Annotated in this window: 21 protein-coding genes; 11 read left to right on the forward strand and 10 right to left on the reverse strand. The window is 44.0% G+C overall.

Going from position 1 to position 25039, the window contains the following annotated elements; genetic code table 11:
• The first annotated feature begins 24 nt into the window (after positions 1 to 24).
• The 6 genes from cofG (at position 25) to V7O63_RS12770 (ending at position 5290) form a co-directional block, all read left to right on the forward strand.
• Entirely contained in the window at positions 25 to 1011 is a 987-nt protein-coding gene (gene cofG, locus V7O63_RS12745) for a 7,8-didemethyl-8-hydroxy-5-deazariboflavin synthase subunit CofG (RefSeq protein WP_340818924.1), read from the forward strand.
• A 53-nt stretch (positions 1012 to 1064) separates the two neighbouring features.
• Entirely contained in the window at positions 1065 to 2180 is a 1116-nt protein-coding gene (cofH, locus tag V7O63_RS12750) for a 5-amino-6-(D-ribitylamino)uracil--L-tyrosine 4-hydroxyphenyl transferase CofH (RefSeq protein WP_340818925.1), read from the forward strand.
• A gap of 8 nt (positions 2181 to 2188) precedes the next feature.
• Positions 2189 to 2821: a 2-phospho-L-lactate guanylyltransferase gene (gene cofC / locus V7O63_RS12755; protein ID WP_340818926.1), complete on the forward strand. Its 633-nt coding sequence runs from the start codon at positions 2189 to 2191 to the stop codon at positions 2819 to 2821.
• A 120-nt stretch (positions 2822 to 2941) separates the two neighbouring features.
• Positions 2942 to 3118, forward strand: a complete 177-nt coding sequence (locus V7O63_RS12760) for a 4Fe-4S binding protein (RefSeq protein ID WP_340818927.1) — start codon at positions 2942 to 2944, stop codon at positions 3116 to 3118.
• Positions 3115 to 4335: an NAD(P)/FAD-dependent oxidoreductase gene (locus tag V7O63_RS12765; RefSeq protein WP_340818928.1), complete on the forward strand. Its 1221-nt coding sequence runs from the start codon at positions 3115 to 3117 to the stop codon at positions 4333 to 4335. Before V7O63_RS12760 ends, V7O63_RS12765 begins: the two co-directional genes overlap by 4 nt.
• A gap of 112 nt (positions 4336 to 4447) precedes the next feature.
• A complete protein-coding gene (locus V7O63_RS12770) occupies positions 4448 to 5290 on the forward strand; it encodes a class I SAM-dependent methyltransferase (protein ID WP_340818929.1) in 843 nt (280 codons plus the stop codon).
• Between the two features lie 34 nt (positions 5291 to 5324).
• Here V7O63_RS12770 and V7O63_RS12775 read toward each other — a convergent pair whose 3' ends face one another.
• From V7O63_RS12775 to V7O63_RS12810, 8 genes are all read right to left on the reverse strand, one after another.
• Positions 5325 to 6803 carry a hypothetical protein gene (locus V7O63_RS12775; protein ID WP_340818930.1) on the reverse strand — a complete coding sequence of 493 codons (1479 nt, stop codon included), beginning with the start codon at positions 6801 to 6803 and terminating at the stop codon, positions 5325 to 5327.
• Between the two features lie 187 nt (positions 6804 to 6990).
• The gene (locus V7O63_RS12780; RefSeq protein WP_340818931.1) at positions 6991 to 8424 is read right to left on the reverse strand and encodes a TrkH family potassium uptake protein; all 1434 of its coding nucleotides are present in this window, start codon (positions 8422 to 8424) and stop codon (positions 6991 to 6993) included.
• Between the two features lie 17 nt (positions 8425 to 8441).
• Entirely contained in the window at positions 8442 to 9776 is a 1335-nt protein-coding gene (gene trkA / locus V7O63_RS12785; RefSeq protein ID WP_340818933.1) for a Trk system potassium transporter TrkA, read from the reverse strand.
• 154 nt (positions 9777 to 9930) lie between these two features.
• Positions 9931 to 11085 (reverse strand): molecular chaperone DnaJ, encoded by a 1155-nt coding sequence (gene dnaJ, locus V7O63_RS12790; protein WP_340818934.1) that lies wholly within the window; start codon positions 11083 to 11085, stop codon positions 9931 to 9933.
• A gap of 97 nt (positions 11086 to 11182) precedes the next feature.
• Positions 11183 to 13039 carry a molecular chaperone DnaK gene (gene dnaK, locus V7O63_RS12795; RefSeq protein ID WP_340818935.1) on the reverse strand — a complete coding sequence of 619 codons (1857 nt, stop codon included), beginning with the start codon at positions 13037 to 13039 and terminating at the stop codon, positions 11183 to 11185.
• 87 nt (positions 13040 to 13126) lie between these two features.
• Positions 13127 to 13642 (reverse strand): nucleotide exchange factor GrpE, encoded by a 516-nt coding sequence (gene grpE, locus V7O63_RS12800; protein ID WP_340818936.1) that lies wholly within the window; start codon positions 13640 to 13642, stop codon positions 13127 to 13129.
• A 156-nt stretch (positions 13643 to 13798) separates the two neighbouring features.
• A complete protein-coding gene (locus V7O63_RS12805) occupies positions 13799 to 14203 on the reverse strand; it encodes a heat-shock protein (protein ID WP_340818937.1) in 405 nt (134 codons plus the stop codon).
• 156 nt (positions 14204 to 14359) lie between these two features.
• Entirely contained in the window at positions 14360 to 15145 is a 786-nt protein-coding gene (locus V7O63_RS12810) for a winged helix-turn-helix domain-containing protein (protein WP_340818938.1), read from the reverse strand.
• A 1136-nt stretch (positions 15146 to 16281) separates the two neighbouring features.
• Here V7O63_RS12810 and V7O63_RS12815 point away from each other — a divergent pair.
• From V7O63_RS12815 to V7O63_RS12835, 5 genes are all read left to right on the forward strand, one after another.
• Positions 16282 to 17211, forward strand: coding sequence for an ATP-grasp domain-containing protein (locus tag V7O63_RS12815; RefSeq protein ID WP_340818939.1), 930 nt, complete (start codon positions 16282 to 16284; stop codon positions 17209 to 17211).
• On the forward strand, positions 17208 to 18197 hold the full coding sequence (locus V7O63_RS12820; protein WP_340818940.1) for a hydantoinase/oxoprolinase family protein: 990 nt from the start codon (positions 17208 to 17210) through the stop codon (positions 18195 to 18197). The genes V7O63_RS12815 and V7O63_RS12820 overlap by 4 nt, the downstream gene beginning before the upstream one ends.
• A gap of 61 nt (positions 18198 to 18258) precedes the next feature.
• On the forward strand, positions 18259 to 18888 hold the full coding sequence (locus tag V7O63_RS12825) for an amino acid kinase (protein WP_340818941.1): 630 nt from the start codon (positions 18259 to 18261) through the stop codon (positions 18886 to 18888).
• Positions 18889 to 18978: 90 nt separating this feature from the next.
• Positions 18979 to 19146, forward strand: a complete 168-nt coding sequence (locus tag V7O63_RS12830) for a zinc finger domain-containing protein (protein WP_340818942.1) — start codon at positions 18979 to 18981, stop codon at positions 19144 to 19146.
• Positions 19147 to 19156: 10 nt separating this feature from the next.
• A complete protein-coding gene (locus V7O63_RS12835; protein WP_340818943.1) occupies positions 19157 to 19426 on the forward strand; it encodes an elongation factor 1-beta in 270 nt (89 codons plus the stop codon).
• Between the two features lie 168 nt (positions 19427 to 19594).
• Here the strand turns inward: V7O63_RS12835 and V7O63_RS12840 are convergent, their stop codons facing one another.
• Together V7O63_RS12840 and V7O63_RS12845 are read right to left on the reverse strand one after the other, a co-directional pair.
• Positions 19595 to 20107, reverse strand: coding sequence for a chemotaxis protein CheW (locus tag V7O63_RS12840; RefSeq protein ID WP_340818944.1), 513 nt, complete (start codon positions 20105 to 20107; stop codon positions 19595 to 19597).
• Positions 20108 to 20123: 16 nt separating this feature from the next.
• The gene (locus V7O63_RS12845; protein ID WP_340818945.1) at positions 20124 to 24713 is read right to left on the reverse strand and encodes a methyl-accepting chemotaxis protein; all 4590 of its coding nucleotides are present in this window, start codon (positions 24711 to 24713) and stop codon (positions 20124 to 20126) included.
• Positions 24714 to 25039: the final 326 nt, after the last annotated feature.

Raw genomic sequence — 25039 nt, forward strand, 5'->3', positions numbered from 1 at the left:
GATCATCCAATCAAGGAAATAACTATGAATGAATTTGTCACATTCTGTAGAAATGTTTTCATACCGGTAACGAACATCTGCCGCAACAAATGCGACTACTGTACGTTCCGTCGCGAGCCTCAGGATACAGAGGCAAAGCTCATGAAGATAGAAGAGATCACCCCCATACTTGAGCAGGGGAAAAAAGCAGGATGTACAGAAGTTCTTTTTACTTTTGGGGAATATGCAGAAGAAGTACCCGAATACAGGGAATGGCTCAATGAACTTGGTTATTCCAGTACAATCGATTACATCTGTGAGCTTTGCAGGCTCGCCATAGACATGGGCCTGTTACCACATACCAATGCAGGTGTCATGAACTACACAGAGATGGAAAAGCTCAAGCCATTGAATGCCAGTATGGGACTGATGCTCGAGACCACTGCAGATGTCAAGGCGCATCAGGGATCACCCGGAAAGGAACCTTCACAGAGGATCAAGACGATACGCTATGCAGGGGATCTGAACATTCCTTTTACAACCGGTCTGCTCATCGGCATTGGAGAAACACTTGACGACAGGATAAATTCCCTGCTCTCGATAGCGGAGATACATGAGGAGTACGGCCACATACAGGAAGTGATAATACAGAACTTCACTCCAAAACCGGACACTCCAATGGCTGATGTACCTGCACCAACTGAAGAAGAGATGATGCAGACGATACTGATCGCAAGGGAGATACTTCCTGACGATGTTGCCATTCAGGTTGCACCAAATCTTATCGACCCTTACATCCTGATACAGTGTGGTGCCAGTGACCTTGGAGGGATATCACCCACTACAAAGGACTGGATCAACCCTGAGACCGAATGGCCAAGTGTGTCTGAGTTGAAAGGAATGGTGCGTGAGTTCACCCTCAGGGAAAGACTTCCAATCTATCCTCAATACATAAAGAAGGGTTGGTACAGCGATGAACTGAAAGACCTCATAGAGAGTCTTGCAGATAATGATGGATATCGGAAAGTTTGATCCCCCAACGGGGCACATCTTTTAAATACAAAAGAAAGGTATCAGTGAGAACTATGAACCCTATTATTCCGGAAGAGATCATTGAACGAGCCAATAAGGGCATGACCACAAAGGAAGACGCGCTTTTTCTATTGGAAGTGCCGCCGTTCAAGCTGTTTGAACTTGCGGACAGGTTGCGTCAGGAGACCATAGGAGATACTGTAACCTATGTGGTCAACCGCAACATCAATTTTACCAACCGCTGTATCGGGAACTGTGGGTTCTGTGCGTTCTGCGATAATACCGGCTATATCCTGACCATTCAGGAGATACTTGAAAAAGTAAGGGATGCAGTGAGCCAGGGAGCAACTGAGGTCTGTATTCAGGGTGGACTTCTTCCTGATGTCGATATTAATTTCTATACAGACATAATCAAAGCTGTCAAGGCAGAATTCCCACATATTCACACACATGCATTCTCCCCTATGGAAGTGTACCATGCTGCTAAACAGACAGGTATTACTGTCGATGAGGCACTTATAATGCTTAAGGAAGCAGGACTGGACACTATGCCAGGAACTGCAGCAGAGATACTTTCCGACAGGGTAAGGGAGATCATTTGTTCCAGCAAGCTCAAGACCGATGAATGGGTGGATGTTGTCACAAAGGCACACCAGACAGGGATCAATACAACTGCAACTATAATGTACGGCCACATTGAGACTGTTGAGGAACGTATTGACCATATAATGCTCATCAGGGATATACAGAAGAAGACCGGTGGTTTCACGGAATTCGTTCCACTGACGTTCATGCCGTATAACAATAGGATCGGCAGTGAAATGATAAAGCAGGGCAGATATGCGACCCCGGGAATACAGGACCTCCAATTATATGCGCTCGCACGCATCATACTTAACACTCATATCGAGAACATTCAGGCAAGCTGGGTCAAGCTCGGCAAGAAACTTGCGCAGGTGGCACTTTACTGCGGCGTCAATGATCTTGGCGGAACCCTCATGGAAGAGAAGATATCAGCTTCCGCAGGTTCTACAACTGGCCAGTTCATGTCCGCAGAAGAACTTGAATGGTTCATCAAGTCCTCAGGAAGGAAGCCACTTCAAAGGAACACCATCTATAAGCCGATAATCAACAGTGATCAGGAACAGATGAAACTCAAGGTTGCCTGAGGAAGCCGATGAAAGCATTGATACCATACAAGAAGAAAAATGCCAAATCAAGGCTTTCGCCTGCACTTACCCTTGAAGAAAGGGAGAGTTTCGTGGAGCTTATGTTAAGGGATGTTGTCAGCAGCCTTCAGGAAGCAGGAGTAAAAGAGATAGACATACTCACAACACCTGATAACGGCGTACCAAAGGACATCAATGTGAATGTGGTGCTGAACGAGCATGACCTGAACGAGGCCATCAATGAATACCTGAGCCATGAGAAAGAACCGATATTCATAATCATGGCAGACCTTCCGCTTGTAAGAGCAGAACATGTGAAGGATATATGTTCAAGACCAGAGGATGTTGTCATTGTTCCGGGAAAGGGCGGAGGTACGAATGTCATATTCATAAAGGACCCTTCCAATTACCACGTGAAATATTACGGCTCCAGTTTCCTTAATCATTGCAATATAGCAAAGGACAGGGGCTGTTCGGTATACATCTACGATTCTTTCCTGCTGAGCACCGACATAGACGAGCCTCACGACCTTGTAGAGATAATGCTTCACGGGCATGGCAGATCAAAAGAATATGTCCTGGACAGGTTCGATATGGAAACCGGCAAGACAAGAGCTAAGATCAGCTCTTCTAATGCATAAACAACATATAGTCCCTGTACCATAATGAGTTCGATATTCATGTTATTCTAATTCATGCATCAGAAAGATATATTTCCTTTTAAACAATTAGAGACAAATTATACAAATCTATAGGTGATAATGGTGACCATTAATGTAAACAAGTTCAAATGCGGATATTGCGGCGCATGTGTAAGTGTATGCCCGACGGGAGCACTTGAATTGGTCGAAACCTGGATCGAGGTCAGTGAGAAATGTACCACATGTGGCATTTGTTCAAAGATATGCCCGGTTGGCGCTATTGAGGTGAAAAAGTGAAGAGCGAGTATGATGTTGTTGTGATCGGTGCAGGACCCGGTGGATCCATTGCCGCAAAGACAGCAGCTCAGAAAGGTCTGGACGTACTCCTTATCGAGAAAAGGCAGGAGATAGGGGATCCTGTAAGGTGTGCAGAAGGCGTCAGCAAGATATGGCTCAGGAAGCACATAGAACCAGACCATCGATGGATCTGTGCAGATGTGAAAGGATCACGCATATTCGCACCTGACGGCACCATGATAGAGATGTCAGAGGAGATCGCTGGCGGAGAGGTCGGATATGTACTTGAGCGTAAGATATTCGACAGGGCACTTGCATATGAAAGTGCAAATGCAGGTGCTGAAGTTATGGTCAAGACAAGGGCCACAGACCTCATAATAGAGAATGGTTTTGTCAAAGGGGTCAGGGTAATGCACCTTGGCGAGACACACGACATTCGTGCAAAGGTGGTCATTGGTGCTGATGGTGTCGAGTCGAAAATCGGAAGATGGGCAGGGATAGATACCTCACTAAAGCCCGCAGACATAGAAACCTGTGCACAGTACCTTATGAGTGGTACAGGCATCGATCAGGACTATTGTTATTTTTACATAGGTAATGAGATAGCTCCGGCAGGATACATATGGTTGTTCCCAAAGGGCAAAGGCCTTGCTAATGTAGGTATTGGAATACTTGGCAGCAAGTCCGGTGAGAAACATGCGATCGATTACCTGAACGAGTTCGTCGAGAAGAACTACCCTGAAGCAAAGATACTCGAAATGGATGTAGGAGGAGTCCCTGTAAGTGGTTCCATCGAAAAGACAACAGTCGATGGACTGATGCTTGTAGGAGATGCAGCCAGACAGTCCGACCCGATCACAGGAGGAGGCATCATCAATGCAATGGAAGCCGGGAAGATCGCAGGTGAAGTTGCATATGACGCCATATCCAGAGGCGATGTATCGGCCAGTGGACTTCAGGAGTATGAAAAAAGGTGGCGTGATTTCATTGGACGTGAGATAGACAACAGTCTGATAGTAAAGGACATATTCACAGATTTCAGTGACAAAGATATCAACTCCCTTGCGCATTCACTGGAAGGGGTCAATTTCTCAAGCATGAGCCTGTTGGATCTTCTTTACGCACTTTTCAAGGCTAACAAGAAACTCCTGTGGGACCTGAGAGTCCTTTTCAAGAACGTTGTCAAATACGAACTTGATTTTGAACATGAGAAGTGACCGACCGGTCACTTACCCCTATTTTCATCCTATCTTTTTTTGCATCTTCTGCATAATCTTTTTTACATACCCCACATAGACAATACTACCAGTATATTCTGTGGAGGACATCATGGGAAAAAGGAAGATGACAATCTCCGAAATTGAGGAAATGAACTATTATGACTTCATGAGTTATCTGGGAGTTCAATATTTCCACATTGGGGGACCGCGTTCAACCGAAGAGATGGCAAAGCTATGCCACATAGACAGAACAAGCAAAGTACTGATGGTAGGTTGTGGAAGCGGTTTCAGCGCCTGTTTCCTTGCAAAGATAACAGGCTGTTACGTCATCGGTATCGATATTGCAGAGATGCCGATAAAGAATGCAAGAGTGCGGAGCATTGATGAAAGGGTTGAAGACAGGACTGAATTCATTACGGGTGATGCTTATAACCTGCCTTTCAAAGAAGATTCCTTTGATGTCGTAATTACAGAGTTCGTTTCCCAGTTCCTTGATAAGGAAAGAGCATTCGGAGAATTTATGCGGGTCCTTGGGCCCGGAGCTTATGCAGGGATCAATGAGATGTACAGGGACGATGACATTGAACCTCATCTTAAAACAAAGATAGATGAAGCTGAAGCTCTCTTTACAGAAGTTACCGGGCTGCACTTCAATATGCATACACCCGAGGAATGGAGATATTATTTCGAAAGAGCAGGATTCAAAGACATAGAGATCCACAAGCACAGACCGTTTGAAGGATTCAGGGACATGCTTGATACCTTCAGGTCCATGGGAGGGATCCTGAATACGACGACCTTAATCGTGAGAATGTTGAAATATATGATATTAAGCAAGAGGATCAGAGCTCGTTTTTCAAGACTGGATAAAGGAAAAAGGATCCTGTTCAATAATAAAGATACGCGAGAGCATGTCGGTTACATACTAGGTATCGCAAGAAAATGTCCTTGAAGTGACCAGTTGGTAACTTTATCATTTTATTTAATTATTCCAAAAATTGACCCTTAAAGCTTTCAAAGTCCCTGCCAAGCTCTTCGATGTGCTTCTTTGCTGCTTTGTTTTTTCCCATTTTCAAATTAAGGAGTGCATATCCTTCATGATATGTCTCCTCCCATGAGGATTCAAAAGGAAAATCAGGATCTTTTGTTATAATCTCCTTGCGGATACTTTTTGATCTGTCAAAAGCATATTTTGCCTTTGTTAGCTGATCATTTGCACTCAGCGAGTTCGCAAGCCGGATATATATGTTTGCCATTTCATATTGCAGTATAAGATCATCAGGAGAGGACTTGAGATATTTACGACACAAATGAAGGAGTTTTTTGTAGACTGCGATTGAATCCTCTTGTTTGTCAGTGTTGTAGTATATGATTCCAAGAGCATGCAGAATTTGACGATAAGTACTAATCTCCAGGGCACTTGGTACATGAAATTCTGCATAATCAACAATAATTTCAGAGTATTCCCGAAGGCGTTCATAATAAGGTACTGCTGCCCTAAATTTGTTCTGTGAAAGATAGTAAGCCCCAATGCCTTCCATTTCTTTTCGTACTTCATATGGGAACCAATCCATACCATGACGTACAATGAGATGATAAGTCCATGCTGCATTTAAATTATATTCCATAGACCTTTTTTCCTTTCCCAGCTTGTCAAATGTTATTCCCAGAGAAGCATAGACATACCCCAGCAGTTTTATTTTCGCCCAGTTTATTTCCTTTTTCGTAACAATGGTGAGCAGAAAAGCATCCCTATATTGAGCAGACCCATAAACATCCTCTATAGAATCGATTATTTTTTTATGTAATCTAAGAATCTTCCTGAATTTCCCTTGGTTTTCATAAATTCCAGTAATGTACCTTACTGTTTTTCCATGTTCCAGGTTGAACTTTTCATCCTGGAAAAGATTATCACTAATTCTTTCATATGTATCCAGAGCCATTTCGAGGTACTCTTGAGCCGCACCTTCATCACTATCTCTCAAGAGATACCCCAATGAGGAAAGAGCAAAAGCAATATTCTTTTCATACTGAGAGTCATGCGGATGATGATGGGCAAGTTTGTTGTAAAGCAGCATTTCTTTTTTGTAGATTTCCTTTGCATCTTCAATTGAATGATTGTTTGCATATAGTGTAGCCAATCGATTGAAAATTCCTGCAACACATTTTGTATTCTCAATAATATCAAAATTTCGTGACAGAAGATGTTCGTAGATTCGAATTTCATTCATATAGCATGCTTTTATTTTTTCATATGACCCTTCATCCTCAAAAATAACTGCAAGGTCTGAAAACGACTGAATAAGAGACAAAAGAAGCGATTCTGATGGAGTTTTATTCAATGAGTTCTTTGTTGATTCTTCCAGAACAACAAGAGCTTTTGCATAATCTCCATCTTGAATGTTTCTTGCGCTTAATATGAGTGATTGCTTAATTGAAGCAATTTTTTGATGCGACACATCCATACCAACTATAATTTAACTGATTTAATATAAATTTTTAGTATTAATTAAAAAAATATCAATCATATTCGCTGTTTTTCGACAAAAGTAAAAATATGATGCATAAAAAAATGTTGATGCTTTCTGCTGTGCTGAAAGTTCAAAAAAAGTTAGAATCGGAATCAATGAAACAATAAATGATGAAACAATATCATCGTTTCCAGAACTCAGGCGTCAGCAGTACTATTACTGTGAAAACCTCAAGCCTTCCTATCCACATATTAGCTATAAGCAGTAGCTTCCCGACAAATGGTATCATATCGAAACTAGCCATCGGCCCTACAAGACTGAATCCCGGACCTATATTACCAAGTGTTGCAATGGATGCCGTGATCGATGTCAGCATATCCATACCCATGAGGGCAAGAAGTGATGCTGAAATGGCAAATATCATCAGGTAGATGACCACAAAAGAAACTATTGCCTGCATCACGTCATCAGGAACGGTCTTGTTGTTGAACTTAATGGGTTTTACAGCCCTTGGATGTATGGACTTGAAAAGAGCACGCTGACTGTATTTGAGCAGAAGAAGGAACCTCATGACCTTTATACCGCCTGCCGTTGAACCTGCACTTCCCCCTATGAACATGACCGCCAGCAGAACTATCCTTGCAGAATCAGTCCAGAGATTGAAATCAACCGTTGCATATCCGGTTGTGGTCACAATTGAGACTACCTGGAAGATAGCATACCTGAAGGCTGTAAAAATGTTCTCACCAACATCATTCCAGAGAGAGAATGTCAGTATCAGGGTAGCTACCAGGACTATCAATGTATAGAAACGGAACTCGTTATCGTTAATGAGACTCTTACGGTCGGAGTACAATGTTTTGTAATGAAGGGCAAAGTTCGCACCTGCAATGAACATGAAAAGTGTGATAATACCTTCAATAAGAGGACTTCCGAATTCTGCAACACTGTTAGCATAAGGTGAAAATCCTCCACATGCCATGGTTGTGAATGTATGGGTCACTGCATCGTATGCATCCATACCGGCAAGCATCAGGGCAACTACCTCTATAGCAGATATTACTACATATACCAACCACAGTACCTTTGCAGTCTCCCTTATCCTGGGTTTAATCTTGTCCTCGGTTGGGCCCGGTGCTTCGGCACGGAACAGCTGGCGTCCGGCAACACCAAGTTTAGGCAGGATGGCAATGAAAAGCATGATGATACCCATGCCACCTATCCACTGGGTCATGCTACGCCAGAAAAGAATGCTGCGAGAATGGTTTTCTATATCCAGCATGATGGTCGCTCCGGTAGTGGTAAAGCCGGACATTGATTCGAACAATGCATTTACAGGAGTGAAGCCATCAAACAAATAAGGAAGTGCTCCAAATACAGCAGCAAGGAACCAGCTGAAAGCAACAATAGCAAAACCTTCCCTCTTTTTCCAGTCCCCCTCTGATCTGTACCTATTAGAGAGGAACAGACCTGTTATTCCCGTTATGACAACGGAAAAAGCAAAAGGATACGGAGAATCACCATAATACAGGGCTACGAGTAAGGGGATGATCATCAATAATGCAAGGAGAGAAAGGAGATTGCCCATTACGTTTAAGATTACCTTTTGATTCACTGCAGCACCCGATCAGCTTACTTGAAAAGTTTTTCCACTTCTGCGTTTGCGGACTGCAGGGCAAAAACAACCACCCTGTCGCCTTCCTCGATCACATATTCACCACGAGGGACTACAGTATTGCCATTGTGCACCACAATACTGACAATGGCATCATCAGGGAAGTTAACATTTTTTAAAGGCTTACCTACGATCTTCGAACCTTTTGAAGCCGTATACTCTATGATCTCTGCCTTCTCACCCTCGATAGTGGTTATGGATTCAATTCCATGACCCATGCTCAATTTCAGTACTTCGTTAACAGTGGCCTGTCTTGGACTTACTGCACTGTCAACACCAACCATTTCGAAAAGAGAGACATAATCAGAACGGTCAGACCTTGCTATGACCTTCTTAACACCCAGCTGTTTGGCAAGCAGGGAACAGAGCAGGTTCTTCTCATCACTGTTAGTAACTGCGATGACAACATCCATCTCGGACACATCCTCGTCCTTGAGCAGGTTTATGTCCGTGCCATCCCCGTTCAGGACAAGTACATCAGGCAGTTCCTCTGCGATCTCAGCAGAGCGCTGTGCATCGGATTCTATTATCTTGAGGTCGAATTCACTGTGCTCTATGAGATTTGCAAGATAGAAACCAACGATACCACCGCCTATGATCATTACCTTGCTGCGTTTTCCGGACTTATCGCCGAACTTGTCACGAACCTCTTTCATGGCAGCAGGTTTTCCGATAACAACGAGATGGTCGTTCTCCTCGATCGTATCCTCGCCACGGGGAATTATGACATCTGAATCTCTGAAAAGAGCACTTACGATACAGCAGTTGGCAAGATGCAGTTCCTTCATATCCTTACCCACAAGGGCATTATCCTCGGAGACTACGAATTCCATCATCTCCACCTTGCCGTCTGCGAAATATTCTGCCTCTATGGCAGATGGTATGGCAAGGATCTCTGCAACTTCCGATGCAAGGGACAGTTCGGGGCAGATCATAGTATCTATGCCTATCTGGGTACGTTTTGCCACAGGCCTGTCGATATAATCCGGATTACTTACCCTTGCAACCGTTTTAAGCTTCTCTTTATCCTTGACGATGAGCTTGGATGCCATACATGCAACTATGTTCACCTCATCGGAACCTGTGACTGCCACAAGCAGGTCTGCATGATCAAGAAAATTACTTAGAATAGAGACATTCGCACCGTTACCCTGTATGACCTGAACATCCAGCTCATCCACTCGCTGACATGCCTTTTCATCAGAGTCTATAACCACAACATCATGTGACTGGTAAAGTGCCTTTGCAATATGGTAACCGACCTCGCCAGCACCAATAATAATAGTTTTCATGATATTCCTTCATAAAATTCCTATAAAGCATACCCTCAAAACAAACACGCCTTATAGCAGGTACTTGTTTTTAAATCTTGCTGTATGAAGGTACAAAAAGAAAATTGAAAAAATGACGATAGGGAACTGGCAAAGAAAAAAAGTAAAAAAGATATTATGCCTCAAAAGCACCTTTTACTTTTTCAAAGATACCTTTGCCGCCTTTCGTGCTCTTTACATCAGGACCATCCTCAAGCTCCTGAAGTTTCTGGAGGAGATCCTTCTGTTCACCGCTGAGCTTTGTTGGGGTCTTCACAATGATCTTCACAAGCTGATCACCATGCGCATGACCATGGAGATGAGGCATACCCTTACCCTTCAGACGCAGTATGGAATGTGTCTGCGTTCCGGGTTTGATGTGCATCTTGACCTTTCCATGAAGCGTCGGCACCATTACATCCCCGCCAAGTGCAGCCTTGGTGAAAGAGATAGGCTGTTCATAGACGATATCATCGCCCATGCGCTGGAACTTATCATGAGGCTCCACATGTATGACAACATAGAGGTCACCGGATGGTGCACCCGGACTTCCGTCCTCACCTTCGCCCCTTACCTTGAGACGAAGACCGTTGTCAGCACCCTTTGGCACCTTGACAGAGATCTTACGGACCTTCTTCATCTTGCCGGTACCCTTACATGCAGGACATGGGTTATCTATTGTCTGACCACGTCCGTGACAGGCACTACAGGTGGTTGTTGACATGAATCTTCCGAATGGAGTGTTGCGTGCCTGTGTGACCTGACCTGAACCATGGCATGTGGGACATGTCTTCGGACTTGTACCTGCCTTTGCACCGGTACCGTCACATGACTCACAGTTCTCGGCCCTCGGGACATTGAGAGTTGTCTCTACACCCTCTGCTGCCTGCTCAAGAGTTATACCCAGATCATAGCGAAGATCGGAACCCCTCGTCGGACCCTGTCTCCTCTGTCCGCCACCGAAACCTCCGAAACCTCCAAAGCCACCGCCGAATATACTTCCCAGTATATCCCCGAGATCACCGAAGTCAGCACCTCTGAAGATATCCTCCTGACTGTAGCGACCATCGATACCTGCATGGCCGAACCTGTCATACTGTTCCCTCTTCTCAGCGTCGGAAAGTACAGCATAGGCCTCGGAGATCTCCTTGAACTTCTCTTCAGCGTCCTCTTCCTTGTTCTTGTCCGGGTGATATTTCATTGCAAGCTTTCTGTAAGCTTTCTTTATCTCGGACTCTGTGGCATCCTTTGATAAACCTAAGATCTCGTAATAATCGCGTGTCGTGGACATGGATGATTCCTGTGATAATATATGATATTCATTGAATTAAAAACTAAAGTAAGATACTCGCCTTCAGGAGTATCCTACTGTGTTATCCATGTTTAACTTATTTGTCTTCATCGACCACTTCGTAGTCAGCATCCATAATGGTCTCATCTTCATCTGAGCCTGTGGAGCTTTCAGTGTCCTCAGCAGCAGATGCTGCAGCTGCAGCTTCTTCCTGAGCCTTCTGGTACATTGCAGCGGACACATCGTAGACAGCGGTCTGAAGTTCTTCGGTCTTGGCCTTGATATCCTCGATATCGTCACCTTCAAGAGCAGTCTTAAGAGCACCTATTGCTGCCTCGATCTTTGACCTCTGCTCATCGGTTGCAACCTCGTCTGCTTCCTTGAGTGTCTTTTCAGCAGCATTTACAAGGGATTCGGCCGTGTTCTTAACCTCAACCTCGTCCTTACGCTTCTTGTCCTCTTCAGCATGCATCTCTGCATCCTTGACCATCTGGTCGATCTCCTCATCTGTGAGACCGCCTGGCTTCTGGATGGATATGGACTGCTCCTTACCGGTTCCCATGTCCTTTGCATTTACATGGAGGATACCGTTAGCATCGATATCGAATGTGACCTCGATCTGTGGAAGTCCTCTTGGTGCTGGTGGTATACCATCAAGTGTGAACCTGCCGAGGGACTTGTTACCTGAAGCAACACCCCTCTCACCCTGAAGGACATGGATCTCCACAGATGGCTGGTTGTCAGCTGCTGTTGAGAAGATCTGGCTCTTCTTTGTAGGGATGGTGGTGTTCCTTTCGATAAGAGGTGTTGATACTCCTCCAAGGGTCTCGATACCGAGGGTCAATGGAGTTACATCGAGCAGAAGTACATCGTGGACCTCTCCACCAAGTACACCAGCCTGAATTGCTGCACCAACTGCTACAGCCTCATCAGGATTGATATTCTTGTACGGATCCTTTTCTGTTGCCTTCTTTACAAGCTCGGCCACAGCAGGCATCCTTGTGGAACCTCCTACAAGAAGTACCCTGTCAATGTCCTTTGCTGAGAGCTTTGCATCCTTCATTGCCTGGTTGACAGCTACAAGTGTCCTGTCAAGCAGGTCAGCGGTCATCTTCTCGAACTGTGCCCTTGTAAGATCGATGTCAATGTGCTTTGGCTGTCCATTGGCATCTGCAGTGATGAACGGAAGGTTGATGTTGGTAGAGGTCACGCCGGAAAGCTCGATCTTTGCCTTCTCTGCTGCATCCTTTAAACGCTGGAGTGCTGCCTTGTCCTTTGAAAGGTCGATACCTTCGGTCTTATTGAACTCCTCAACAAGGAAGTCAACGACCCTCTGATCAAAGTCATCTCCACCGAGGTGGGTATCTCCTGCGGTTGCGAGTACTTCGAATACTCCGCCACCAAGCTCAAGGATGGATACATCGAATGTACCTCCACCAAGGTCGTAGATGAGGATCTTGTGGTCTTCCTCGTCCTTGTCAAGACCATATGCAAGTGATGCTGCGGTCGGCTCGTTGATAATTCTCATTACCTCAAGACCTGCAATGGTACCTGCATCCTTTGTTGCCTGTCTCTGTGAGTCATTGAAGTATGCAGGAACAGTGATGACCGCCTGTGTGATGGTCTCACCAAGGTATGCTTCCGCATCTTCCTTCAACTTACGAAGGATCATTGCAGAGACTTCCTGTGGAGAGTATTCCTTGTCATTAAGGGTTACTTTGTAATCACCTTCACCGATATGTCTCTTGATAGAGCTTACACTGTTATCGGCATTGGTAATGATCTGCCTTTTAGCAACCTGACCTACCAGTTTCTCCCCCTTTTTGGAAAAACCTACTACAGAAGGAGTCGTCCTTCCACCCTCTGCATTAGGGACGATTGTAGGTTCTCCACCTTCGATCACAGCCATACATGAGTTTGTAGTTCCCAGGTCAATTCCCAATATCTTTCCCATATTATTACCTCTTATGAATTAATTGCAGTATATGTTAATAATTATTTTCACTTATATTGAAAGTATCCTTCGTTCCTGATCCAGAACCTATTTCTCAGGTTTCTTTGAAACGGTCACCATAGCAGGCCTTATGACCTTTGTATGCAGGTAATACCCTGGCTTGCAGACATCTATGACCGTGTTCTCATCATGGTCGGGATGTTCCACATGCATCATAGCTTCATGAAGGTACGGATCGAACTCATTTCCTACACACTCGATCCTTTGAAGACCTTCCTTCTCAAGTATTCCTGTAAACTGTTTGAAGACCATTTCAACTCCCGTGATAACAGATGAGATATCATCGGTCTGTTTTGCAGAGTCGATCGCACGCTCGAAGTTATCATAGACCTCAAGGAGATCCATAATTATCTGCTCCACAGCAAACTTACGATATTCCTCTTTTTCCCGGGAACTTCTCTTTCTGAAATTATCGAACTCGGCTGTCAGGCGCAGGAGTTTATCCTTAAGCTGTGCAGCCTCGTCTTCAGCAGAGTTACCTTCGACAGTTTCATCTACTGGTTCAGTATCTAAATTCTCACAATTCTCTGATCCATTAGCCATTATCAATATCTCCGCATAGTCTATGCGCGGTAATGTGCATCCGAGCTAATGATTGTTTGAAGTTCTATAAATAGTTTTCGCATACATCCCTTGTTTTATCGAAATGATATGCACAAAACAGAAAAAAAACCTACATATTGAATGCAGGCCAAATGTTCAAAAAGCATTCTTCAATTTATGCTGCAGAATCCGGATAATGAACATGCTGGCCACCATACAAATAGCAAGAGCAGAAACTACCTGCCCGGGACCAAGTTCAACTATACCACCCTCTATGCCATACTTCACACCACTGAAAAAAGCCGTTGTAGAGAATGTTGCAACCAGAGAAGCTATTGCCCCGCCTGCAAGGGAACCTATATAATCGGCACCCTTTGATTCAAAATAGACCGAACCTGCTATGAAGATCACTGCAAAGATAAGAAGAATGAGCGGTATCGGAACATCAAGGCCTTCTTTTGCCATGTCCATAAGCCCAAAGGCCACACCGACCATGAAGATCGCCATTGTGGTTGAAACTACCATTGCCTGCACAAATGGATTCTCAGTATTTACATCCATATTCATCCCAGCCCTCTATCAGTGATCATAGTATATAGATATTGTTAATATATAGATATAAACTATATATAAGTGGATTCATGAGAAAGCACCACAAAGGCCCTGTTGACATCCCGGCATATTGTAAAGACGAACAACATTACGACCAGGCTTTGACTACAGGTCAGTTATTGGCTTTGACCTCAAAAGATAATACTCGAACAGTTCCCTTCCCCAGTTCAGTGCATCTTCATTGCAGAATACGAGATCTTTGCGGTCATAGTTCCCACTTCTGTCGAAAAGACACATCATAAGGAATTCATCAGTGATAAAAAGCGAAGCAAGGTCCAGGTTCCCGGGATAGACGAAAAGCTTCCCCTTTTTACTTTTAAGGAATACCTCTAGCTCATCCTTATAGTCCTGTATATGCTTTTCCAGAGCAGGTTCGGACATCACAATAGAAACATCGATACCATTTTTTACAAGATCCAATAGAAATGAAGGAAAAGCAGGATGTAAAAATGAAGTAGCACCCATTATAGATCCCGAGTTCAGTGCCTGTTCAACCAGTTCCCGGTTAAGTTCGAACATGTCATTAAGATCAGGCTCCAGCACATGACAGCTATGCAATTCCCTTATCCTTCTGAGAAGATGAAGAGGAATAGGACTTAGATCGTGTTCCATCCAGTACTGGTGATTCCCCTCAAGAGTAGCAATCGTGCCTACCAGAGGTGACATATCATCTACTATGATCTCACCCATTTCAGTGAGTCTGCAAATATCTTTACTCTTGATCACAAGACCATGTTCAGATAATATCTTTATCTGAGGAAGCATGGCATGGCGAGTGACATCAAGGGTCTCAAGTATCTCTTCCATTTTACGAGGGCCATTCCTGAGGAGCAATAACAGATTCTTTCTTTTCTCTGACATGAAAACAACATCTATCAGTGAACGTCGCATAACAGGAGCCTCCTTTTTTCAATTATAATTATGTATTCAGCCAGTATAAACATTATCCATCAGAAGCCATTGATACCCTGAAAATAACAATAGGATCTAAAAGAGCATGAAAAATGAGAATATATCACTCAAATCCCTAAAAAGAGTGAAATAAGACATAATTTCGAATTGATCGCTTATTTCAAATAAAATGAGCACTGGTCATGCTGCCACATTGAGGACAATAGTAGACAATATTCACGCCCAGTTTTTGTTTTTTCAATGTGCCCCTGCAACGTCCACATGACCTCTGTGATTCTTTTTCCATTTTAAACAACCGATTATAGTAACGCTGTAACTTCGTCATAGATCATCAATGACCCAGTTCTAGCTGTGTTCTCCCCTGTCCAGTACCCACATACCTTACAGACCAATACCCCTTTTATTCCGGTTTGAAATTCACCATGACATTCCGGACATTTTTTTAATGACCCCATATTTGATACTCCACTTTTTTACACTTGAATCCTGAACATTGTCAACCCACATACGAAAGGTGACAGGATGGCAATGATCCATCCTGTCCATTTATGCCTGGTTCTGTTCATACCACCTGAAAATGACAGCAGACATTCACCTTTCTATGGATTCCCTTATTCAGTCCCTTAATTCCTTACTCCACCCCCACGGCTCATGCTGGTCGATCTGAATGGCACCGCCTCAGTGACATATACCGTTTCAGTAGACCCGCATAGCTGAAGAAACCCCTCCCCAGCCCGCAGATGATTTCGATCGAAATGCCTTATTCGATCGCCACTATATCGATTACAATTCTTTGTATATAAGGTAATTTTGATGTAAAATGTCAGGCCTTACTAAATTATAACGACGTTATAATTTCAGATACAACATTAAAAGCGTGTGAACTTTAAGAAATTGAGAAAAATACCACTATTACATTAGCACACTATTGATTGCCAATAATACCGTACTATCATTAGTATGTTACGCCAACTCAGGAAACTTCAGGGAACTATCCGGATAGAACACTGGCCAGTGATCGATACACTTTAAAATCAGGATCTAAAAATACCTGATCCAAAAATGATGGCTACATAATAGCAAAGGATATATTAAATAATGCAGTTGCATCCAACATGAAGATACTGCTTGCAGAATACGCCATGGGAATAGGACTTGAAGGAACACTGCTCCTTGAAGGAAAAGCAATGTTAAGCACACTTGCTGACAGCTTCCATCGCCTTGGACATGAGGTCACATACCTCAGCGCAGGCAGCATTCTCAAGAGTGGGAACATGGTAGGTTCGGACGAAGCAACATTCGAAACGGTTCTTGAAAAAGTATCAAAGGAAAGTGATGCAGGTCTTGTGATAGGACCTGATGAACTCCTCGGAGACCTAACGAACATAATAGAAAAGAACACAGTGAATCTGGGATGTTCTTCCGTGTCTGCCAGAATGTGTGCAGACAAACTGACATGTACACAGATACTGGAATCCGCTTCTATAGATGTTCCGAAGATACTGGGTGAAAAAGATAACTCTGAGTGCGTTACAAAACCCAGGTTCGGATGTGCATCCGAAGGGGTCCGCATGGGCCAGACTGACAGACCAGAAGAAGGTAATGAAGAATACATCGCAACCGAATACATTGAAGGAGAGCACCTCAGTGTAAGCATGATATGCGGGCAGAGAACACTTCCAATGAGCCTGAATAAACAACTTATTGAGATGATCCGGGACGATAGCGGGACGATATTCGATTACAAAGGGAATCAGGTACCTTATATAACAGAATACGAGGATGAAGTGTTCAATGTTGCAAAAAGGACAGTTGAAACACTTGATTGTAATGGTTTTGTAGGGATAGATGTGATATACGGCGATAGACCGTACGTCATAGATGTCAATCCCCGACCTACAACAGCTATATTAGGCCTGGCAAAGATACTTGATCATGAGATAGCAGAACTTCTGCTTTTGAATATGTTCGGAACACTTCCCGATTCAGTAACCCTTGAAGGGGAGTGTTATTTTACCAAAGATGACATTGAGGACATCATATGAGAATAATAGGGATCGATATTGGCGGTGCAAATACCAAGATAGCATCTGCCGACGGAGAGATCATAGAACTTCACTATATACCGTTGTGGAAGGACACAACATTGCCAACCTCCCTGGAGGACATTGCAGAAGAACTTAAACCTGATATGGTAAGCGTTGTAATGACAGGAGAACTTGCAGATTGCTTTGAGGACAAACTCCAGGGAATAGATTTCATTATGCGCTCTGTCAATGATGCATTCGATTGCGATGTCAGATACATTGACAGTAATGGACATTTCTTTAAAGAAGCAGAGAACATGCGGGATCTGGCTGCAGCGAACTGGGCAGCATCTACAAGGCTGATAGGCTCGGAGATGGGAGATTGTCTTTTCGTTGATGTGGGAAGCACGACCAGTGATATAATCCCCATAAAGGACGGAAAGCATGCTGCAGGACTTACGGATTTCTCAAGGCTGGTGCGCAATGAGCTTTTCTATGCAGGGACACTCAGGACGAATCTGGCTTACCTGCTGGATAAAGTGAATGTAGCGGATGGAGAGTGCAATATCGCATCTGAGCTGTTCTCCACCACTGCCGATGCATACCTCCTGCTGGGGGACATCACAGAAGAGCTATACACCTGTGAGACTGCCGACGGTGCAGGCAAGAGCAAGACCGATGCCATGAGAAGACTGGCACGTGTTATATGTGCTGACCTGTCAGAGGTCTCTGCAGACGAGATATACAATCTGGCACAGCAGGTCAGGGAAAGACAGATAACGCTTTTGAGCGAGGCTATAACGGTTGTCGCCGAAAGGAACCGCCTGAACAGGATAGTCTGTGCAGGTCTTGGAGAGTTCCTTATCAAGGAAGCTGCTGCAAGACTTGGTTTTGAATGCACTTCCGTTGCTGACATATGGGGAGCTGATATCTCGAAAGTATTCCCTGCATATGCAGCAGCAAGGATACTTGAAGAAGAGGCGGAATATCCGGGAAAAGAATAAGTCATGTCAGGACAGATATCTAATATCTGAGGATATTCGAGTATCCAGGGGGCAAGGTTGAATGAGGGCTGTTATAAAGATAGGTGGAAGCCTGATGAGGGATTCTCCCTCCATCATAAAGGCACTTCAAGATTATTTTGCGGACAGGGAAGGGGACTCTATACTTATAGTACCAGGAGGAGGAGTGTTCGCCAACCACATACGTTCCATAAGCGAGAGATGTTCTATCGGCGATGATGCATCCCACTGGATGGCCATCCTTTCAATGGAACAATATGCGTACTACCTTATTGACAAGACAGAGGCGACTCCTATAGATGCCATAGATGAACTACCATCTGGTGTATCCGTACTTTTCCCTTACAGACTTCTCAGGGAGAGTGACAGGCTTCCACATTCATGGAATGTCACATCCGACACTATCGCAGCATGGGTGGCAAGAGAGACAGGATCACGTTTTGTCAAGGTCACCGATGTTGACGGGGTCATGGCAGACGATATAGTCCAGACCTGGATGACAGCAAAGGAACTTTCAAGAATGGGAGTTACCTGTATCGATAGCTCACTCCCCGGTTTTTTGATGGAGAGCATGATGGACTGTGTCGTTGTCAATGGGCTATATCCTGAAAGGGTCATTGATGCCGTTATCGGAAAAACTGTCCTGGGCACTCACATCAAGGGGAATATTTAAATTATATACTGCGTATGTACTGAAATCACTGACATGCTGATTTTTCAGTATTTATATTGATCATATATCATTTACAGTAGGAGATTATAAATGGCAAGTAAAGTCGATAATTGCACCACATGTAACAAGAGTCTTGTGGAAACAGGCTATGTACGCTTCCCATGCCCGGTTTGCGACAAAGAGCTCGGTAGATGTACAAGCTGCAGACAGCAGAGTAATCCATATGAATGCCCAAAATGTGGCTTTACAGGAGCCTGAGGTGAATTAAATGGGAGAAGTAGCAGCAACAATGAAGATCATGCCAGTCGATGTCGAGACAAACCTTGAGGACCTCAAGGACAGGCTGATCGCAGCATTGCCGGAAGGAGCAAAGTACGGCACCCACGAAGAAGAGCCTATCGCTTTCGGACTTAAGGCTATCAACATGGTCGTCCTTGTAGGAGACCTTGAAGGCGGCACAGAGAGCGTAGAGGAAGCCTTTGCAGCAGTCGAAGGCGTAGAGAGCGTACAGGTTACCAGCCTCGGTAGACCAGTATAATACTCTCGATCTTTCTTTTTTTTATTCATTTTTCAACTTCATAATTTTTTTCAGGTGCGTCGACCAGGGACTCATCATTACGTTCGCAATGTAAAGACCGCGAGTTCAGACCCCACCCGACCCAGTGAAAAAAAGAGGGACATATCGTCCTCAGTTCAAAAAATGGGATCATGCAGGAATAGCACCTGCACCATCCATGTTGGCCATCATCTCTTTCTGTTCATCGGTGAATATCCTTTCAATATCCAGAAGGATGAGCAACCTTTCATCTATTTTCCCAACGCCCTGTATATACCTCTCACTTACACCTCTTGTAATGATATCAGGTGCTTTGTCAATATTGTCAGGAGATATACGGAGCACCTCACTTACAGAATCAACTATCATCCCGGCAGTAAGGTTACCAAGTTCCACAACAACTATGCGTGAATCCTCATCCGTTGTGCTCCGTTTAAGGCCGAACCTTTCAGCAAGATCGATCACAGGAACCAATGATCCCCTCAGATTGATAACACCTTCCACATAATTGAGTACCTGGGGGATCCTGGTGATCTCAGGCATACGGATGATCTCTTTAACTCCGGATATCTTAATGCCGAACTCTTCACCGGAAAGTTGACATATGACCAATTGTAGCAGCTCTTCAGAAGAGCTGCTTTCCCTCGTATCTAATTCTGCCATCAGAATACCCACTGAATCATACCAATACATTCCGGGAATAGTCTGTAGACAGTTCCTGGTCCTCTAATGATCGGACCTGATCGATGTCAACAGTTGAATCCTTGCCTGCAGTATCCAGTTTGAACTTGGAAACTACCAGTTGCATGTTGGCTGCAACATCTGAAAGTTCCTGAGCTGATCTTGCCAGTTCCTGCATAGAAGCTGTCTGCTCCTGTACAGATGCAGAAGCCTGTTCTGAACCTGCAGCTGATTGCTCGGATATAGCAGATACCTCTTCTACAGATGATGTGACCTCTTCGATAGAAGCGGACTGTTCTTCTGCAGCGGCAGCAATCTCCTGGACCATGTTAACGATAGTATTTCCAGCCTCTACCACCTCACCGATCGCAACTACGGAGTTCTCAAGGGAAGCTGCACCTGTATCAACTTCTTCAGCACCTCGCTTCATTGAGGAAACAGCATCCATGGTTCCTTTCTGCATCTCAGTAATAAGTTCTGCGATCTGCTTGGCAGCATTACCCGAATCCTCAGCCAGTTTCCTAACCTCATCAGCAACCACGGCAAATCCTTTGCCATGTTCTCCTGCCCTTGCAGCCTCAATAGCTGCATTAAGGGCAAGCAGGTTGGTCTGATCAGCAATACTTGTGATCAGGTTCACGATCTGTCCGATCTGATTGGACTTCTCATCCAGCTCATTGATAACATCTGATGAATCACCAACAGCAGATTTGATACTGTTCATCTTTAACATGAGATCCCTTGACATCTCTCCGAGGTTCTGTATCAATTTGTTGGATTCAACGGCATTCTGTGCAGCCTTATCAGAATTTGTAGCTACTTCCTGAACAGTACGATTCATATCACCCATTGCCCTTGATACTTCTTCAGCCTTGCTGGACTGGACCTGAGTACCTCTTGAGATCTCAGCCACAGTACCTGTGATCTGTTCAGCGGTAGCAGACATTTCTTCGCTGGATGCAGACATCTCCTGAGCGGTTGATGCAATAGCCTCAGCGTTATCCGTTACAAGACTTACCATGTCATTAAGTGAGGACCTGCAGTTCTCCACACCTTCAGTGAGCTGGACAAAGTCCCCTACACCATACACGGATACCTTTCTTGTGAGGTCATTTGATGATATAGCATCAAGAACAGCACATGAATCGCCAATGATACCCTGTAATGTGTCACCGAAACCATCAAGCGTGTCCCCAAGGACCTTGAAGTCGCCCCTGGCATCAATAGCAACCCTTGCGTCAAGGTCACCTTCTGCATAGGATGTGATTATCCTTGAAGCCTCATTCACCGGACCTACAACAGCATCAAGACAGTTATTGACACCTTCGACGATCTTGAGATAATCGCCCTGATGCTTTGATGCATCGGCACGAGTGCCCAGTTCACCGTTAATACCGGCCTGTGCCAGGACATCTGCATCGGCAACCAATGTGTTTATCGCATCAATACAGGTGTTAAGGTTATCCTTTATCTCATTGAAATCACCATGGTATTCATCTGTTATGTGTTGAGGGATATCACCATGGGCGATACGGTCAACATATTCAGCAGCCACGTTGAGTGGACCGATAACGGCATCAAGAGTATCATTAACACCTTCGACAATAGCTCTGTAATCACCATGGTGCCTGGAAGCATCGGCACGAGTATCGAGCTTACCTTCGACCGCTGCTACGGAAAGCATATTGGCATCCGAAACAAGCAGGTTTATTGCATCGATACACTGATTGAGGTTGTTCTTGATGGTGTTGAAATCACCGTTGTAGTTATCAGTGATCCTTTCAGGAACATCGCCTCTGGATATCTTATCGACATAATCGGCTGCCACATTGAGCGGACCGATGACAGCATCAAGAGTACCATTAACACCTTCAACAATGGCCCTATAATCACCGTGGTGCTTGGAAGCATCGGCACGAGTATCAAGCCTTCCCTCTACAGCAGCCTCTGATAACATATTGGCATCGGCAACTAGTTCGTTTATTGCAGTGATACACTGGTTAAGGTTGTTCTTGATAGTGTTGAAGTCACCGTTGTAGTCGTCAGTGATCATCTCAGGAATGGCACCTTTAGAAATGTGATCGACATAATCGGCTGCCACATTAAGCGGACCGATAACAGCATCAAGGGTATCATTAACACCTTCAACGATAGCCCTGTAATCACCGTGGTGCCTGGAAGCATCGGCACGAGTATCAAGCTTACCTTCAACAGCTGCTGCAGAAAGCATATTGGCATCAGAAACAAGCAGGTTTATTGCATCGATACACTGGTTGAGGTTGTTCTTGATGGTGTTGAAGTCACCATTGTAATCATCAGTGATCCTCTCAGGAACATCGCCTCTGGATATCTTATCGACATAATCGGCTGCCACATTGAGCGGACCGATAACGGCATCAAGGGTATCATTGACGCCTTCAACAATAGCACGATAGTCACCGAAGTGCTTGGAAGCATCGGCACGAGTATCAAGTCTGCCCTCTACAGCAGCCTCCGATAACATATTAGCATCAGCAACAAGCTCATTTATTGCATCGATACACTGGTTAAGGTTATCCTTGATCTCATTGAAGTCACCATTGTAATTGTCAGTGATCTTATCAGGTATCTCACCATGAGATATACGATCAACATATTCAGCAGCCACATTGAGCGGACCGATGACAGCATCAAGGGTATCATTAACACCTTCGACAATAGCACGATAATCACCGTGATGCTTAGAAGCGTCAGCACGAGTATCAAGACGACCCTCAACAGCAGCCTCTGATAACATATTGGCATCATCAACAAGCAGGTTTATTGCGTCGATACACTGGTTGAGGTTGTTCTTGATAGTGTTGAAGTCACCATTGTAATCATCGGTGATCCTCTCAGGAACATCTCCTCTGGATATCTTGTCGACATAATCGGCTGCCACATTAAGTGGACCGATAACAGCATCAAGAGTACCATTCACACCTTCAACAATGGCCCTATAATCACCGTGGTGCTTGGAAGCATCGGCACGGGTATCAAGCCTACCCTCAACTGCTGCTTTGGACAACATATTAGCATCAGCAACAAGCTCGTTTATTGCATCGATACACTGGTTAAGGTTGTTCTTGATCTCATTGAAATCACCTGAATATTCATCACTTATCTTGTCAGGTATTTCTCCATGTGATATACGGTCAACATATTCAGCAGCCACATTAAGCGGACCAATAACAGCATCAAGGGTATCATTAACACCTTCGACGATAGAACGATAATCTCCCTGGTGTCTTGAAGCATCAGCACGGGTATCAAGCTTACCTTCAACAGCTGCTGCAGAAAGCATATTGACATCTTCCACCAGAGCACCGACAGTATCTATACACTGGTTTAGATTGTTCTTGATCTCATTGAAGTCACCTCTGTACTCATCGGTGATCCTCTGGGGAATGTCACCATTAGAGATACGTTCGATGTATTCAGCAGCTACATTGAGTGGGCTTATCACAGCATCCAGTACCTGATTGAAGCCTTTTGGTATCTCCTCGAAGTCAATGCTTACATTGGTATCTGCCCTTCTGTCAAGCTTACCATTGATCGTATCATCGGTCAGTTGCTTAAAGTCATCTACTATCTTGTTTATTGGCTTTGATATGAGCTTAGAGATAAAGAATGCCATTGCAGTTCCTGCAATAATAGCTACGATGACCATTATGACCAGTGTAGATATCGCACTTTGAATTTCCTGGTCCATCTTCTCTTTCTGGTCAGCACGTGCCTCCTCCGTTATGACCTGAACAGCGGTTGCTTGCTGCAGCATTGTCTCCTTTGCAACTTTCTGCTCTTCTGAAAAGGATACATAATTATTGAAGTCCTCTTTGTACAGGGCTGCTGCGGCAATTATTCCCTGTGCATTAGCTTTGTCTTCAGGATCCTGGAAACGTGAATCCAGGGTTTCTGCAAGAACTATGATCTCATCCATGCCATCGTTGACATTATTCACGTGCTTGTCTTCACCATAGAACATGTAACGCAGTGCTTCACCACGGGATATAAGGGTCAACTGCATAAGCTGATTGGCATAATCCACATTTGCGGTCTCGCTCTGTATGATGGCAGCATCTGCGTTTTGTTCAATTGCATTTGAAAGGTCTTTTTCCTGACTTGCAAGAATCTGATCGATCTGATCACCAAGAACAGTTCCCTGCTCAATCAGAACTGCTTCAGCTTCCTTTTTTTGAAGCTCCATATCTACATAATCATTGAATGCGCCATTATAACCTAATGCCGCTGCCTGAACATCATCCATCTGCTGGTCGTTCACAGGATCAGTGAAGACTTCCTTTGATGACTCTGTTTGAGCTACAATGTCAGCTACAATGCTGTTCACTTTTTCAGAATACGTAGCATCATAGGTCAATTGATAGTTCTCTTCTGCAATGCGGGCATCTTTCATATATTTAACAAGTCGGTTCATATCATCTGCTTTATGAACCCTGTCATCCACATTTGTCAATCCATTATAACCGCTATATCCTACAATAGCAGTTAATAAGAGCAATACTGCAAAACTTCCTATTAGAATATTTTTTATCCTTACATTCTCAAACATCTCTACCTCTCCTGAATAGCAAAGTACTATTCTCTCCTGATGAAATTAGATTGTCATTTTTTTGTTCATTTGTTACAATAAAACACACTGCATTCGTTAACACAGTTAACAATTATAATATAAATATTTTATTATAATTACAAATAGATTAGTAGAGTTATAATAATTTTTTTATTAATAAAAAATAAAATTTGAAAAAAACGATATATTTTCAGGCTTTGAACCTAACCAGATTCATCGATAAATGCTTGTGCTACATCACAAAACCGCATATTAGCATCGTCAGATCATATGGTTTACCAGACAACACCTGATAATATCGCTTC

It is taken from the genome of Methanolobus sp. WCC4, assembly GCF_038022665.1.
Taxonomy (GTDB): domain Archaea; phylum Halobacteriota; class Methanosarcinia; order Methanosarcinales; family Methanosarcinaceae; genus Methanolobus.

What these genes read in the sequence shown, in the direction of transcription:
- V7O63_RS12760 (WP_340818927.1), top strand. Translation starts at nt 2,942, where the DNA reads ATGGTGACCATTAATGTAAACAAGTTCAAATGCGGATATTGCGGCGCA.
- cofH (WP_340818925.1), top strand. Translation starts at nt 1,065, where the DNA reads ATGAACCCTATTATTCCGGAAGAGATCATTGAACGAGCCAATAAGGGC.
- cofC (WP_340818926.1), top strand. Translation starts at nt 2,189, where the DNA reads ATGAAAGCATTGATACCATACAAGAAGAAAAATGCCAAATCAAGGCTT.
- trkA (WP_340818933.1), bottom strand. Translation starts at nt 9,776, where the DNA reads ATGAAAACTATTATTATTGGTGCTGGCGAGGTCGGTTACCATATTGCA.
- V7O63_RS12835 (WP_340818943.1), top strand. Translation starts at nt 19,157, where the DNA reads ATGGGAGAAGTAGCAGCAACAATGAAGATCATGCCAGTCGATGTCGAG.
- V7O63_RS12770 (WP_340818929.1), top strand. Translation starts at nt 4,448, where the DNA reads ATGGGAAAAAGGAAGATGACAATCTCCGAAATTGAGGAAATGAACTAT.
- V7O63_RS12815 (WP_340818939.1), top strand. Translation starts at nt 16,282, where the DNA reads ATGAAGATACTGCTTGCAGAATACGCCATGGGAATAGGACTTGAAGGA.
- V7O63_RS12825 (WP_340818941.1), top strand. Translation starts at nt 18,259, where the DNA reads ATGAGGGCTGTTATAAAGATAGGTGGAAGCCTGATGAGGGATTCTCCC.
- dnaK (WP_340818935.1), bottom strand. Translation starts at nt 13,039, where the DNA reads ATGGGAAAGATATTGGGAATTGACCTGGGAACTACAAACTCATGTATG.
- V7O63_RS12840 (WP_340818944.1), bottom strand. Translation starts at nt 20,107, where the DNA reads ATGGCAGAATTAGATACGAGGGAAAGCAGCTCTTCTGAAGAGCTGCTA.
- dnaJ (WP_340818934.1), bottom strand. Translation starts at nt 11,085, where the DNA reads ATGTCCACGACACGCGATTATTACGAGATCTTAGGTTTATCAAAGGAT.
- V7O63_RS12775 (WP_340818930.1), bottom strand. Translation starts at nt 6,803, where the DNA reads ATGGATGTGTCGCATCAAAAAATTGCTTCAATTAAGCAATCACTCATA.
- V7O63_RS12830 (WP_340818942.1), top strand. Translation starts at nt 18,979, where the DNA reads ATGGCAAGTAAAGTCGATAATTGCACCACATGTAACAAGAGTCTTGTG.
- V7O63_RS12810 (WP_340818938.1), bottom strand. Translation starts at nt 15,145, where the DNA reads ATGCGACGTTCACTGATAGATGTTGTTTTCATGTCAGAGAAAAGAAAG.
- cofG (WP_340818924.1), top strand. Translation starts at nt 25, where the DNA reads ATGAATGAATTTGTCACATTCTGTAGAAATGTTTTCATACCGGTAACG.
- V7O63_RS12845 (WP_340818945.1), bottom strand. Translation starts at nt 24,713, where the DNA reads ATGTTTGAGAATGTAAGGATAAAAAATATTCTAATAGGAAGTTTTGCA.
- V7O63_RS12805 (WP_340818937.1), bottom strand. Translation starts at nt 14,203, where the DNA reads ATGGATGTAAATACTGAGAATCCATTTGTGCAGGCAATGGTAGTTTCA.
- V7O63_RS12820 (WP_340818940.1), top strand. Translation starts at nt 17,208, where the DNA reads ATGAGAATAATAGGGATCGATATTGGCGGTGCAAATACCAAGATAGCA.
- grpE (WP_340818936.1), bottom strand. Translation starts at nt 13,642, where the DNA reads ATGGCTAATGGATCAGAGAATTGTGAGAATTTAGATACTGAACCAGTA.